Here is an 11,800-nt window from a genome sequence, read left to right on the forward strand (position 1 = left end):
CCGCAGCGCGGGTCGTGGGTGCCGGCGCAGGAGCTGCCGCAGATCGTGCCGGCGGCGGTGCGATCACGGAAGGACGCGTCGGCTCGTCGGTGGTCGGCGGCGTGGGTCCGACGGTCTCCGGAGCCTCGGGAGGCAGCGGGTTGCCTCGTCGGAGGGGGCCACCGCCTCGGGGTTCCGCGTCGCGCACCATGGAGCATCTCCTCGCCGATCGGACAGGTGTGTCTTCGAGGCTACCGCGTGGCGCTCGGTGTTCTCTGCGGTCATCATTTTGGAGCGGGCGGATGCGCGGGCTAATGTCGACTCTCGTGCCGACGAATCGGCCCTCCCATCTCACCTGAGGACGTCATGAACGACTTCGCGCAGTCTCCTTCGCTCACTCTGCTCCCCGCCGTCGATGTCGCCGGCGGCAAGGCCGTCCGCCTCACGCAAGGCGAGGCCGGCACCGAGACCAGCTACGGCGACCCTTTGGATGCCGCGGGGGAGTGGGTCGCGCAGGGCGCGAAGTGGATCCACCTCGTCGACCTCGATGCCGCGTTCGGCCGGGGGAGCAACGCGCCGATCCTCCGCAAGGTCATCAAGCAGTTCAAGAACGTGAACATCGAGCTCTCGGGTGGCATCCGCGACGATGCGACGCTCGAAGCCGCGCTCGAGAGCGGCGCGACGCGTATCAACCTCGGCACCGCCGCGCTGGAGAACCCCGAGTGGGCGGCTGACGTCATCGGCCGCTACGGCGAGGCGATCGCCGTCGGGCTCGATGTCCGCGGAACGACGCTCGCGGCCCGTGGATGGACGAAGGACGGCGGAGATCTCTGGGAGGTCCTCGACCGCCTGGAGGATGCCGGGTGCAGCCGCTACGTCGTGACCGACGTCACGAAGGACGGCACGCTCAAGGGCCCGAACCTCGAACTGCTCCGCGAGATGACCTCGCGCACCCCGAAGCCCGTGGTCGCCTCCGGCGGCATCTCGAGCCTCGACGACATCGCCGCGCTGCGCGAGCTCGTGCCGCTCGGCGTCGAGGGAGCGATCGTCGGCAAGGCGCTCTACGCCGGTGCCTTCACGCTGGCTGAGGCGCTGGATGTCGCAGGGGACTGACGACGCCTGCGGCCACGGCTCACAGGGCCGCGATCCGCACGCTCACGCCTCGGTGAACCGCGGCGATTCCGCCGGCGTTCCGTGGGAGGGGCGCAGCTTCGAGTCGAACCCGCATGCGGGCGACGACGGCTCTGCAGACCCCGCGCTCCTCGACGCACTGCTGCGCTTCCGTGCGGGGGATGGCAGCCAGACCGCCGTGGTCGACGCGTTCCGCTCGGCTCGGGTGCTGATACCGCTGATCGCCGAGAAGGGCGAGGAGGGCGTCGCGCCGAACGGGCTCGCCGTCGACAAGACGCAGGAGCTCTCGATCGTGACGGTGGCGGCACCGGACGGACGCCGTGTGCAGCCCGTGTTCTCGTCGGTCGAGGCCATGCAGCGGTGGGACCCGACCGCCCGCCCGATTCCGGTGGAAGCGCTCCGCGCTGCCCTCGCAGCGTCGGCCGAGGACACCGATCTGATCGTGCTCGATCCGACGTCGGACACCGAGTTCGTGTTCCGCCGCCCCGCCGTCTGGGCGATCGCGCAGGGGCACGCCTGGGAGCCGAGCTTCCTGTCGCCCGAGGTCTTCGCCGCTCTGCAGGAGAGCGTCGCCCATGAGCTCGCGGTGATCGATGTCGCTGTGGCGGCCGGCGACCCGGACGCTCGTCTTCGCGGACCCGAGCTGATCGTGATCCTCGAACTCGTCGACGGTCTCGAGCGCGAGGTGCTCGACGCCGTACTCGCGCGTCTCGCGCAGCGCTGGGCGGCGGACGACCGCATCGCCGTGCTCGCCGACTCGCTGACTGTGAAGCTCCGCCGCTCCGCCTGATCCACCACTGCTCCACCGCGGAGGTCAACGCGCGGTGACGAAGGCCGGACACGCCCCGAGGGCGCAGGGATGGTCTTCTCGCGCAAATCGGGAGGGGCCCACGAAGTGGGAGGGTCCCCGCTCTTTGCGCGAGAAGACCATCCCGGAGCCCGGACCCAGGTGGGGTCGGGCTCCGCAGCTCCCTAGTTGACCGGCCCCGTCCACTTCTCGCCCGGACCCTTCCCGATGGGGTCGGGGATCGTGGAGGCCTCGCGGAACGCGAGCTGCAGCGAGCGAAGGCCGTCGCGCAGCGAGCGCGCGTGCATGTCGCTGATCTCGGGGGCGCCGGCGGTGATGAGCCCGGCGAGCGAGTTGATGAGCTTGCGGGCCTCATCGAGATCGAGCTGCTCGGCGGCCTTCGGGTCGTCGGCGAGTCCGAGCTTCACGGCGGCGGCGCTCATCAGGTGCACGGCTGCTGTCGTGATCACCTCGACGGCGGGTACGTCCGCGATGTCCCGAGTGGCGGAGGACGCCGCCTCCTCCTGCCGCGCCCAGCGCTCTTCGCGCTCGCGTGCTGCCTCGTCCGATGCCTGGTTCGTCACTTCGCCTTGCCTTCTGTTAGACTGTGTCGGGCTCCGGAGCGTCATGCTCCGGCACGAAAGAGGATTCACTTCCCACCCGCGCTTGCCGTTCCAGGCTACCGGGTCTTGCACTCCACCGGATCGCGTCGCCAGATGCATCCGGCAGGCAGGGTGCAGAGCCGGCGTCTGAATGCCGGTGGGTGGGGGACGATTCTGATTTCGCCCGGGATGCTGACAGCGTCCTGGTGGCCGAATCCCATCGTCTAAGGAGTTCCGCATCAGCGATCCCCGCACCAATGAGCGCATCCGCGTCCCCGAGGTCCGCCTCGTCGGCCCCGCGGGTGAGCAGATCGGCGTCGTCCGCATCGAGGCGGCGCTGCGCCTTGCGCAGGAAGCCGACCTCGACCTCGTCGAGGTCGCACCCAACTCGAAGCCGCCCGTGGTCAAGATCATGGACTACGGCAAGTTCAAGTACGAAGCCGCCCAGAAGGAGAAGGAAGCTCGCCGCAACCAGGCGAACACCATTCTCAAAGAGGTCCGCTTCCGTCTGAAGATCGAGGCGCACGACTACACGACGAAGCTCAAGCGCGCCGAGGGCTTCCTCAAGGCCGGCGACAAGGTGAAGGCCATGATCCTGTTCCGCGGTCGCGAGCAGTCGCGTCCCGAGCAGGGTGTGCGTCTGCTGCGCAAGTTCGCCGAGGACGTCGCGGAGCTGGGCACCGTCGAGTCGAACCCGACCATCGACGGTCGCAACATGGTCATGATCGTGGCTCCGCTGAAGAGCAAGTCCGAGGCCAAGCAGGAGCAGAACGCCGTTCGCGATGCGCAGCGCGCAGCGAACAAGCAGGCTGCCCGCGAAGCCAAGAGCGACACCGACGCCCCGGCCGAGGTCGCAGCGGAGTAACACCCGCCCCACAGACTCCCGCACCGCGGGTTGACACCGTCGCCTGAGAAGGCGCCATACGAAGGAAGAGAAGATGCCGAAGCAGAAGACCCACTCGGGTGCTAAGAAGCGCTTCAAGATCACCGGCAGCGGCAAGCTGAAGAAGCAGCAGGCCGGCATGCGCCACAACCTCGAGCACAAGTCGAGCCGTCGCACCCGTCGTCTGAACCAGGACCAGGTGCTGTCGAAGGCAGACTTCAAGGTCGCGAAGAAGCTTCTCGGTCGCTGAGCGCCCGAACGCAGAATAGGAATACAGGAAAATGGCAAGAGTCAAGCGGGCGGTAAACGCCCACAAGAAGCGTCGGGTCATCCTCGAGCGCGCCTCCGGCTACCGCGGTCAGCGTTCGCGCCTCTACCGCAAGGCCAAGGAACAGGTCATCCACTCCCTGGTCTACTCGTACCGGGACCGTCGCAAGCGCAAGGGCGACTTCCGTCGTCTCTGGATCCAGCGCATCAACGCCGCTGCACGTCAGAACGGCATCACGTACAACCGCTTCATCCAGGGCCTCGGCCTCGCGGGCGTGACCGTGGACCGTCGTATGCTCGCCGACCTCGCAGTCAACGACGCAGCGACGTTCACGACTCTGGTCGAGACGGCCAAGAAGGCTCTGCCCTCTGACGTCAACGCACCGAAGTCGGCCGCGTAAGCAGCTCTTCACACAGAGGACGCTCTCCTTCGGGAGGGCGTCCTCTGTCGTTCTCCCCGGGCGTCTGCGCGGGAGGGACCGCTCGGGTGCCTAGACTGTGAACGTGCTGGAGAACCCCCGCTCCCCCCGAGTCCGTGCTGTCGCGAAGCTGACGAAGCGCAGCGCGCGAACAGAGACCGGTCTGTACCTTCTCGAAGGTCCGCAGGCCGTGCGCGAGGCGCTGACCTACAGTCCCGAGGCGATCGTGGAGCTCTTCGCGACGCCGACCGGATGGGAGAAGCATCCTGACATCCGGGCGAAGGCGACGGATGCCGATGTCGACGTCGAGTACGTCACCGAGTACGTGCTGAACGCGATGGCCGACACGGTGACGCCGCAGGGGCTCGTCGCCGTGGTCCGGCAGACCCCGACGTCGGTGCGCGACATCTTCGCGGCGTCGCCGCGGCTGGTCGCGATCTGCGAGGAGATCAGGGACCCCGGCAATCTCGGCACGATCATCCGGGCCGCGGATGCCGCGGGGGCGGACGCGGTGATCCTCACCGGAAAGACTGTCGACCCCTACAACCCGAAGGTCGTGAGGGCGACGACAGGCTCGCTGTTCCACCTGCCCGTGTCGGTCGGAGCCGAGCTGCCCGACGTGATCGAGAAGGCACATGCTGCCGGTCTCCGCATCCTCGCCGCAGATGTGAAGGGCGACGACCTGTTGCAGGCTCGCGCGGAGGGCGTTCTCGCTGAGCCCACCGGCTGGCTGTTCGGCAACGAGGCGCGTGGCCTCGAGGACGATGCTCTCGACCTGGCCGATCGGGTGCTCAGGCTTCCGATCTTCGGCAAGGCCGAATCGCTGAACCTCGCCACAGCCGCGAGCGTGTGCCTGTACGAGAGCGCTTTCGCGCAGCGGGCGGCCGGCTCCGCGTGAGCCGCGCGGTCTGAGGCGTCGGGGACCCCGCTCGCGCGCTGGTAGGTTTGTCCCCTGCACCAGCAGGAGAAGGGGACCGGAGTCGATGCGGATTCTGATCGTGGAGGACGACGAGCGTGTCGCAGCCGCACTCGACGCATTCCTGGTCCGCTCCGGCTACGCGACCGCGCGTGCCGCCGACGGCGCATCCGCTCTGCAGATGATCGGCGCGGACACCGAGGTGGTGCTCCTCGACCTCGGACTCCCCGACGTCGACGGCATCGATCTCTGCCGGCGCATCCGCGGTCGCAGCGATGTGCCGATCGTGATCGTGACCGCGCGCAACCAGGTGACCGAGCGGATCAAGGGTCTCCGTGCGGGGGCCGACGACTTCGTCGTCAAGCCGTACGACGTGCACGAGCTCCTCGCGCGCATCGAGGCGGTCACGCGGCGTTCGCGCCCGGTGCGACCGGAATCCGAGGCCAACGTGCTGCTTCACGACGGTGCGGGCGAGATCGACCTCGTGGGCCGTCAGGTGCTGGTCGATCGGTCGCCGATCGATCTCACGCGCAAGGAGTTCGACATCATGGCCGTGCTCGCCCGGTATCCCGGTGTAGCGGTGCCGAAGGAGCGTCTCATCCGCGAGGTGTGGAACACCGACTGGCGTGGATTCGGGCACTCTCTCGAGGTGCACGTCGGCGCGATCCGCAAGAAGACGGGTCAGCGCGGGGTGATCGAGACCGTGCGCGGCGTCGGCTATCGCCTGGTCGGGTGATGGGGTCGTGCGCAGGCGCCTGATCGTCGTGTTCCTCGTGCCGCTCGTGGCGATCCTGGTGTCGCTCGGCGGCGCCGCGGCGTGGAGCGCCACGCGCAGTGTCCAACAGGCCTTCTACACCCAGCAGCTGGGCGATCTCGGCTACTTCGTCACGAGCGCGCGCCAGGCGCTGCGGTCGGGGAGCGCCACGGTCATCGACGCCGAGGTCCAGCGCTTCCGAGAGGTGTACGACATCGACGTGGTCGTGTTCGATCCGTCCGGCACCGTATGGGCGGCAGGCGATGGCAGCGCCGCAGAGCTCCCGGATGACCAGGCCGCACGTGTCGGTCTCGCGCTCTCCGGGCGACGATCCGAGCCGCCTGCACCCGTTCTGCCGTGGAGTGCCACGCGCTCCACCGTCATCGAGCCCGTCTTCGACGACGGCGATGTGATCGGCGCCGTGATGGTCTCCGCAGACGTCGGCGCCCCGAGAACGGAGATCATCCAGCAGATCGTGCTGCTCTCGGCGGTGGCCGTGTTGTCGATCGGCGTCGGGGTCCTGCTGGTCTTCCGTCTTGCCCGGTGGGTGCTCGCGCCGGTGCGGCGTCTCGACGAGGCGATGGTGGCCATCGAGCGTGGCGAGATGGACACGAGGGTGGCCGAGGACACCGGCCCGCCGGAGCTGCGACGGATGACCAGGGTGTTCAACGGCATGGCCGATGAGATCGAGCGCGTCATGACCCGACAGCAGGAGTTCGCGGTGAACGCCTCGCATGAGCTTCGCAACCCGTTGAATGCGCTGCTGCTGAGGGTCGAGCATCTCGCGACCGGACTCGGCCGCGACTGGCAGGACGATATCGAGGAGACGCGCGAGGAGGGGCGGCGCATGACGGGCATCCTCGAGACGCTGCTCGGTCTCGCCCGCGGTGGCCGTGCCGACACGACCGTCTCGGCCGTCGACCTCATCACGCTCGCCGGACGACGGGTGGAGGCCTGGAGAGATGTGGCGGCGCAGAAGGGGATCACGATCGCCATGAGGGGGAGTGCCGCAGTGGTGAGTGTGACCGACCGGACGATCGTCGAGAGCGCTCTGGACGCGGTGATCGACAATGCGGTCAAGTACTCTCCGTCGGGCTCGATGATCGAGGTCGAGGCGATCCGCGAGCACGGAGTGTGTCTCCTCACGGTGAGAGACGACGGCCCCGGACTGGCTCACGACGAGGTCGATGCTGCGACCGGCAGGTTCTGGCGCAGTGACGACGTCTCCGACAAGCCGGGAACCGGACTGGGACTCGCCATCGCGACGGACCTGCTCGAGGTGATCGGCGGCGGGGTGAGCGTCGAGTCCCCTGAGAGCGGGGGGCTGCTCGTCTCGCTGATCCTGCCCGACGGGGCCGCCGTATGAACCGGAAGGGGCGGAAGCCGGGCTTCCGGCGACTGGTTGCCGCGGTGATGATCGTGGGGGTGGTCGCGTCGATGACAGCCTGCGCGGGTCGTTCGGCGGAGTGGACGGACGGCGACCACGCGGTCGCCGGTGGAGGCGCAGACGGGGTGTACTTCGCGTACGGCGAGAGTCTCGCCGATGAGCTGTCGACGTCGCTCGATGTGCCGTTCGTGGTCGAAGAGACCGCGGGCTCGGTCGACAATCTGCTGAGGGTGGATTCGGGGGAGGCCCTCGTCGGTTTCGCTCAGGGGGATGCGGCAGCGGATGCCGTGGCCGGCGCGGGATCCTTCGACGAGCCTATCGCCGTCCAGGCCGTCGCGCGCCTCTACGACGAGTATCTGCACGTGGTCGTGCGGGGAGAGTCGGACATCCACGGGCTCGCCGATCTCCGGGGCCGTACCGTCTCTCTCGGTGCGGAGAACTCGGGCGTCAATGTGATCGCCGATCGTGTGCTCGACGCGGCCGGAGTCGATGTCGCCTCGCTGCAGGATCGCCGACTCGACCTCGCCGAGTCGATCGAGGCTCTGGAACGATCGGAGATCGACGCGTTCTTCTGGGTCGGGGGAATCCCGACCCCCGGTATCGCCGATCTCTCGGAGGAGGTGCCGGTGCGGTTGCTGCCCATCGAGCAGAGCTGGGTCGACGAGGTCAACCGACGTCACTCCGATGCCTATCGCTCCTCCGACCTGCCGGTCGGCCTCTACCGACTGGACGAGTCGACGACCACGCTGGCGGTACCGAACTACCTCGTCACGTCGGCGAGCACCCCTCCGGGTGTGGTGCGCGATGTGGTGGCCGGACTGTTCGACGCGCGCACCCGCATCGCCGAACGGGTCCCGATGGCAGCTCTGCTCGACCGGACCCAGGCGATCTTCACCGGCCCCGTACCGCTGCATCCCGGAGCCGTCGAGTACTACCGAGCGCAGCGCGACTGAGCCCTCAAGAAATCCTCAAGAAGCTCTCGTCCCGGCAGCGGCCTCTGACAATGTGGGGATCGATCGCAGAAGATTCGACGGGGAATTCAGATGCCACAGAGCGCGCGTCCTTCATGCAGCCGTGTGCTCGGCTTCCCGCTCGAGTCGGATGGTGATCGCATCCGATCGGAGGCTTGCCGTTCCGTATCCCTCGGGGGAGGAGCGAGACGGCAGGAACGCCCCCACGGTTCGCGGGGGCGGACCGTGGGGCACTCCGTCTCTCGGACACCACCCTCTTGTACCCGCCATTACGAACGTGTAAATCTCGAAGAGTCTGCCTGGAGGCGATCCGATCGCCTGGGTAGTTTGGAGCAATGATGACCTCTGGCAAGCCCCTCGTCGTGGTGGACAACGTGCAGAAGCACTATGGCGACTTCCAGGCGCTCACGGATATCGATCTCACGGTGAATGCCGGCGAGGTCGTCGTCGTGATCGGCCCGTCCGGTTCCGGCAAGTCGACCCTGTGTCGCACGATCAACAGGCTCGAGACGATCACGAGCGGCACGATCAGCATCGACGGCAAGGCTCTCCCTGCTGAGGGCAAAGGCCTCGCGCATCTTCGCGCCGACGTCGGAATGGTCTTCCAGTCGTTCAACCTGTTCGCGCATCTGACGATCCTCGAGAACGTGACCCTCGGACCCATCAAGGTGCGTGGCATGAAGAAGGCGGATGCCGAGAAGGAGGCGATGACCCTGCTCGAGCGCGTCGGCGTCGCCCAGCAGGCGTCGAAGCTGCCCGCCCAGCTCTCCGGCGGACAGCAGCAGCGCGTGGCGATCGCCCGTGCACTGGCCATGCAGCCCAAGGTCATGCTGTTCGACGAGCCGACCAGCGCACTCGACCCGGAGATGATCAACGAGGTGCTCGACGTCATGGTCGAGCTCGCCCGCGACGGCATGACGATGATCGTCGTCACGCACGAGATGGGCTTCGCCCGCAAGGCGGCCAACAGGGTCGTCTTCATGGCCGACGGACGCATCGTGGAGGAGGCGACTCCCGAGGAGTTCTTCACGGCACCGAAGAGCGACCGCGCCAAGGACTTCCTCTCGAAGCTCCTCACGCACTGACACAACCCGTCCGCACCAGGACTCACAGACCCTGCACACACAGCACACGAAGGAGACGCACATGCGACGCACACGGACACTGGCAGGAATCGGGATCGCGGCAGCAGCGCTGCTCGCCCTGACCGCCTGCAACAGCGGCAGCCCGTCCAACCCCGGCGGAGGCACCGGTGGCGACGAGGGCGGCGAGGACTCGACGTGGTTCGAGGTCGCCAGCGACGTGCAGCTCGAGGGCAGCCCGACGTTCGACACCATTCAGGACCGCGACAAGGTCGTCATCGGGGTCAAGGAGGACCAGCCCGGTCTCGGCTACCTCGATGTCACGACCGACGAGCGCACCGGCTTCGACGTGGACATCGCACGGTGGATCGCGGCCTCGCTCGGTTACGACGAGGACAAGATCGAGTTCAAGGCGATCGCCTCCGCGAACCGCGAGCAGGCGATCGTGAACGGCGACATCGACTACTACGTCGGCACGTACTCGATCACCGACAAGCGCAAGGAGCAGATCGCCTTCGCCGGTCCGTACTTCATCACGGGCCAGGGCCTGCTCGTCGGCACCGACAGCGACATCGAGAGCGAAGCCGACCTGGGACCCGACACCACGGTGTGCTCGGCCACAGGTTCGACCCCCATCCAGAACATCCGGACCAACTACCCGGAGGTCCCCACCAAGGAGTTCGACCTCTACTCGGCATGTGTCGAGGCGCTTCTCTCGGGCGAGGTCCAGGCGGTCACCACCGACCAGGCCATCCTGATCGGCTACGCGGCCCAGGACCCCGACAACCTCAAGGTCGTCGGCGAGCCGTTCACCGAGGAGCGCTACGGCGTCGGCCTCGCGAAGGATGACGCTGCTCTGCAGGAGCACATCAACACGCTGTTCACCGACGGCGGCGACATCTGGCAGGCGATCTTCGACAAGAACCTCGGTTCGTCGGGCATCGAAGTCAGCCAGCCCGCAGTCGACTGATCTACCCGAGGGGGCGGCCCATCCGAGCCGCCCCCTCCTCACACTCATGAAGGGGAGGGCGGCGTGGACGTCATCTTCGGCAACACCGATCTCTGGGGACGAGCGCTCGGCAACACCCTGATGATCTTCGCCGGCGGCGCAGTGCTCGCGCTCGTCATCGGGATCATCGTCGGGGCCATGCGTGTCTCGCCCATCCCGATCGCCCGCGGCGTCGGGACGGTCTACGTCAACCTGATCCGCAACACCCCGCTGACCCTCGTCTTCTTCTTCTTCATCTTCGGCTACCCCCAGTTGGGCCTGCCGAAGCTGAGCACCACGGTTCTGGGCATCCTCGCGATCGGCATCTACACGGCCACGTACGTCGCCGAGGTCCTTCGCGCCGGAATCAACACCGTCCCTGTCGGACAGGCCGAAGCGGCCCGCGCGATCGGTCTCCCCTTCGGCCAGGTGATGACTCTCGTCGTGCTGCCGCAGGCCTTCCGCTCGGTCGTGCCGCCGATGATGAGCGTCTTCATCGCGTTGCTCAAGAACACGACCGTGGCCGCGGGCTTCTCGGTGCTCGAGCTCGGGGCCATCCGCTCCTATCTCAGCGAGCGCGGAGAGAACGCCCTCGTGGTCCTGCTCTGGGTCGCCGCCATCTTCGTCGCCCTCGTGCTGCTGCTCAGCTGGCTCCAGCGCTATCTCGAGAACAAGTGGAGGATCGCGCGATGACTTCCGTCCTGTACGACGTCCCCGGCCCCAAGGCGATCCTGCGCAACCGGCTCCTCGGTGTCGCGACGGTGATCGTCGTGCTCCTCCTGCTCGGCTTCATCGGCTATCGCTTCTACGAGAGCGGCCAGTTCGACGCCTCCCGCTGGTACGTGTTCACCTTCAGCGCCGTGTGGGAGCAGATCTTCGAGGCGCTCGGGCGCACGCTCGCCGCGTTCGCCGCGGCCGCTGTGCTCAGCCTGATCGTCGGCTTCGTGCTCGCGATCGGACGCCTGTCGGACCACGCGTGGGTCCGGGTGCCGGTGACCGTCATCACCGAGGTCTTCCGTGCCGTTCCGGTGCTGGTCCTGATGATGCTGCTGTACTACGGTCTGCCGGTCGTCGGCGTCAAGATGGACCCGTACTGGGCTGTCGTCCTCGCGCTCATGGCCTACAACGGCTCTGTGCTCGCCGAGGTGCTGCGCGCCGGCGTCGAGTCGTTGCCGCGCGGCCAGAAGGAAGCCGGGTATGCGATCGGCCTGCGCAAGAGCGGCGTGATGAGTCTGATCCTGCTGCCTCAGGCGATCAGGGCGATGCTCCCCGTGATCGTGGCCCAGCTCGTCGTGACGCTGAAGGACACCGCACTCGGCTTCATCATCACGTACCCCGAGCTGCTGTACTTCGCGAAGCAGCTCACCTCGCAGCAGGGGCGGCCCGTGCTCCAGTCCGCGTTCGTGATCGGCGGCATCTACATCATCATGTGCCTGATCCTGTCGGGCATCGCGCGCTACGTCGAGATCCGCACGCGCCGTTCGCCGAAGGTGCAGGCCATCCGTGCCGCCGACGACCCTCGTCAGCATGAAGACGGCACCGACACGGAGCTCATCACTCTGCAGCGCGGCGGCAGCGGCCTCGGCGGCGGCATCGCTGGGCTCGGAGGAGCGGACCGCGCAGCCGGCGGCGAC

14 protein-coding genes and 1 pseudogene are annotated in these 11,800 nt (G+C 67.5%); 13 read left to right on the forward strand and 2 right to left on the reverse strand.

Annotated elements, in window-relative coordinates:
* A pseudogene (locus RTM68_RS13375) lies at positions 1–190 on the reverse strand (hypothetical protein); the annotation flags it as partial.
* A 155-nt stretch (positions 191–345) separates the two neighbouring features.
* Between RTM68_RS13375 and priA the strand changes: the two are divergent.
* Both priA and RTM68_RS13385 read left to right on the forward strand, forming a co-directional pair.
* On the forward strand, positions 346–1,092 hold the full coding sequence (gene priA / locus RTM68_RS13380) for a bifunctional 1-(5-phosphoribosyl)-5-((5-phosphoribosylamino)methylideneamino)imidazole-4-carboxamide isomerase/phosphoribosylanthranilate isomerase PriA (RefSeq protein ID WP_312171704.1): 747 nt from the start codon (positions 346–348) through the stop codon (positions 1,090–1,092).
* Positions 1,076–1,900 carry an SseB family protein gene (locus RTM68_RS13385; protein ID WP_312171705.1) on the forward strand — a complete coding sequence of 275 codons (825 nt, stop codon included), beginning with the start codon at positions 1,076–1,078 and terminating at the stop codon, positions 1,898–1,900. The genes priA and RTM68_RS13385 overlap by 17 nt, the downstream gene beginning before the upstream one ends.
* A gap of 182 nt (positions 1,901–2,082) precedes the next feature.
* Here the strand turns inward: RTM68_RS13385 and RTM68_RS13390 are convergent, their stop codons facing one another.
* On the reverse strand, positions 2,083–2,481 hold the full coding sequence (locus RTM68_RS13390; RefSeq protein WP_194765420.1) for a DUF1844 domain-containing protein: 399 nt from the start codon (positions 2,479–2,481) through the stop codon (positions 2,083–2,085).
* Positions 2,482–2,713: 232 nt separating this feature from the next.
* On the opposite strand from RTM68_RS13390, the gene infC reads away from it, so the two are divergent.
* The 11 genes from infC to RTM68_RS13445 form a co-directional block, all read left to right on the forward strand.
* Positions 2,714–3,364 carry a translation initiation factor IF-3 gene (gene infC / locus RTM68_RS13395; RefSeq protein WP_312171723.1) on the forward strand — a complete coding sequence of 217 codons (651 nt, stop codon included), beginning with the start codon at positions 2,714–2,716 and terminating at the stop codon, positions 3,362–3,364.
* Between the two features lie 73 nt (positions 3,365–3,437).
* A complete protein-coding gene (gene rpmI, locus RTM68_RS13400) occupies positions 3,438–3,632 on the forward strand; it encodes a 50S ribosomal protein L35 (RefSeq protein ID WP_060927878.1) in 195 nt (64 codons plus the stop codon).
* Positions 3,633–3,663: 31 nt separating this feature from the next.
* A complete protein-coding gene (rplT, locus tag RTM68_RS13405) occupies positions 3,664–4,050 on the forward strand; it encodes a 50S ribosomal protein L20 (protein WP_045252681.1) in 387 nt (128 codons plus the stop codon).
* A 103-nt stretch (positions 4,051–4,153) separates the two neighbouring features.
* Positions 4,154–4,966, forward strand: coding sequence for an RNA methyltransferase (locus tag RTM68_RS13410; RefSeq protein WP_312171712.1), 813 nt, complete (start codon positions 4,154–4,156; stop codon positions 4,964–4,966).
* Positions 4,967–5,051: 85 nt separating this feature from the next.
* Positions 5,052–5,720, forward strand: coding sequence for a response regulator transcription factor (locus RTM68_RS13415; protein WP_312171714.1), 669 nt, complete (start codon positions 5,052–5,054; stop codon positions 5,718–5,720).
* Positions 5,721–5,727: 7 nt separating this feature from the next.
* Positions 5,728–7,104, forward strand: a complete 1,377-nt coding sequence (locus tag RTM68_RS13420; protein WP_312171716.1) for a HAMP domain-containing sensor histidine kinase — start codon at positions 5,728–5,730, stop codon at positions 7,102–7,104.
* A gap of 47 nt (positions 7,105–7,151) precedes the next feature.
* On the forward strand, positions 7,152–8,078 hold the full coding sequence (locus RTM68_RS13425; RefSeq protein WP_312171724.1) for a TAXI family TRAP transporter solute-binding subunit: 927 nt from the start codon (positions 7,152–7,154) through the stop codon (positions 8,076–8,078).
* Between the two features lie 356 nt (positions 8,079–8,434).
* Positions 8,435–9,181, forward strand: coding sequence for an amino acid ABC transporter ATP-binding protein (locus tag RTM68_RS13430; protein WP_194765426.1), 747 nt, complete (start codon positions 8,435–8,437; stop codon positions 9,179–9,181).
* A gap of 61 nt (positions 9,182–9,242) precedes the next feature.
* Complete coding sequence (locus RTM68_RS13435) at positions 9,243–10,148, forward strand: glutamate ABC transporter substrate-binding protein (protein WP_312171719.1); 906 nt, start codon at positions 9,243–9,245, stop codon at positions 10,146–10,148.
* A 63-nt stretch (positions 10,149–10,211) separates the two neighbouring features.
* Positions 10,212–10,859: an amino acid ABC transporter permease gene (locus RTM68_RS13440; RefSeq protein WP_194765414.1), complete on the forward strand. Its 648-nt coding sequence runs from the start codon at positions 10,212–10,214 to the stop codon at positions 10,857–10,859.
* Positions 10,856–11,800: amino acid ABC transporter permease (locus tag RTM68_RS13445; protein WP_312171721.1), on the forward strand; the 945-nt coding region annotated here is incomplete at its 3' end. The genes RTM68_RS13440 and RTM68_RS13445, both read left to right, overlap by 4 nt.

The organism is Microbacterium sp., assembly GCF_031988965.1.
Classification (GTDB): domain Bacteria; phylum Actinomycetota; class Actinomycetes; order Actinomycetales; family Microbacteriaceae; genus Microbacterium.

Bases quoted from the DNA above. Each gene is read 5' to 3' on its own strand.
- priA (WP_312171704.1), top strand. From the start codon at position 346: ATGAACGACTTCGCGCAGTCTCCTTCGCTCACTCTGCTCCCCGCCGTC.
- RTM68_RS13385 (WP_312171705.1), top strand. From the start codon at position 1,076: ATGTCGCAGGGGACTGACGACGCCTGCGGCCACGGCTCACAGGGCCGC.
- rpmI (WP_060927878.1), top strand. From the start codon at position 3,438: ATGCCGAAGCAGAAGACCCACTCGGGTGCTAAGAAGCGCTTCAAGATC.
- rplT (WP_045252681.1), top strand. From the start codon at position 3,664: ATGGCAAGAGTCAAGCGGGCGGTAAACGCCCACAAGAAGCGTCGGGTC.
- RTM68_RS13415 (WP_312171714.1), top strand. From the start codon at position 5,052: ATGCGGATTCTGATCGTGGAGGACGACGAGCGTGTCGCAGCCGCACTC.
- RTM68_RS13425 (WP_312171724.1), top strand. From the start codon at position 7,152: ATGATCGTGGGGGTGGTCGCGTCGATGACAGCCTGCGCGGGTCGTTCG.
- RTM68_RS13430 (WP_194765426.1), top strand. From the start codon at position 8,435: ATGACCTCTGGCAAGCCCCTCGTCGTGGTGGACAACGTGCAGAAGCAC.
- RTM68_RS13435 (WP_312171719.1), top strand. From the start codon at position 9,243: ATGCGACGCACACGGACACTGGCAGGAATCGGGATCGCGGCAGCAGCG.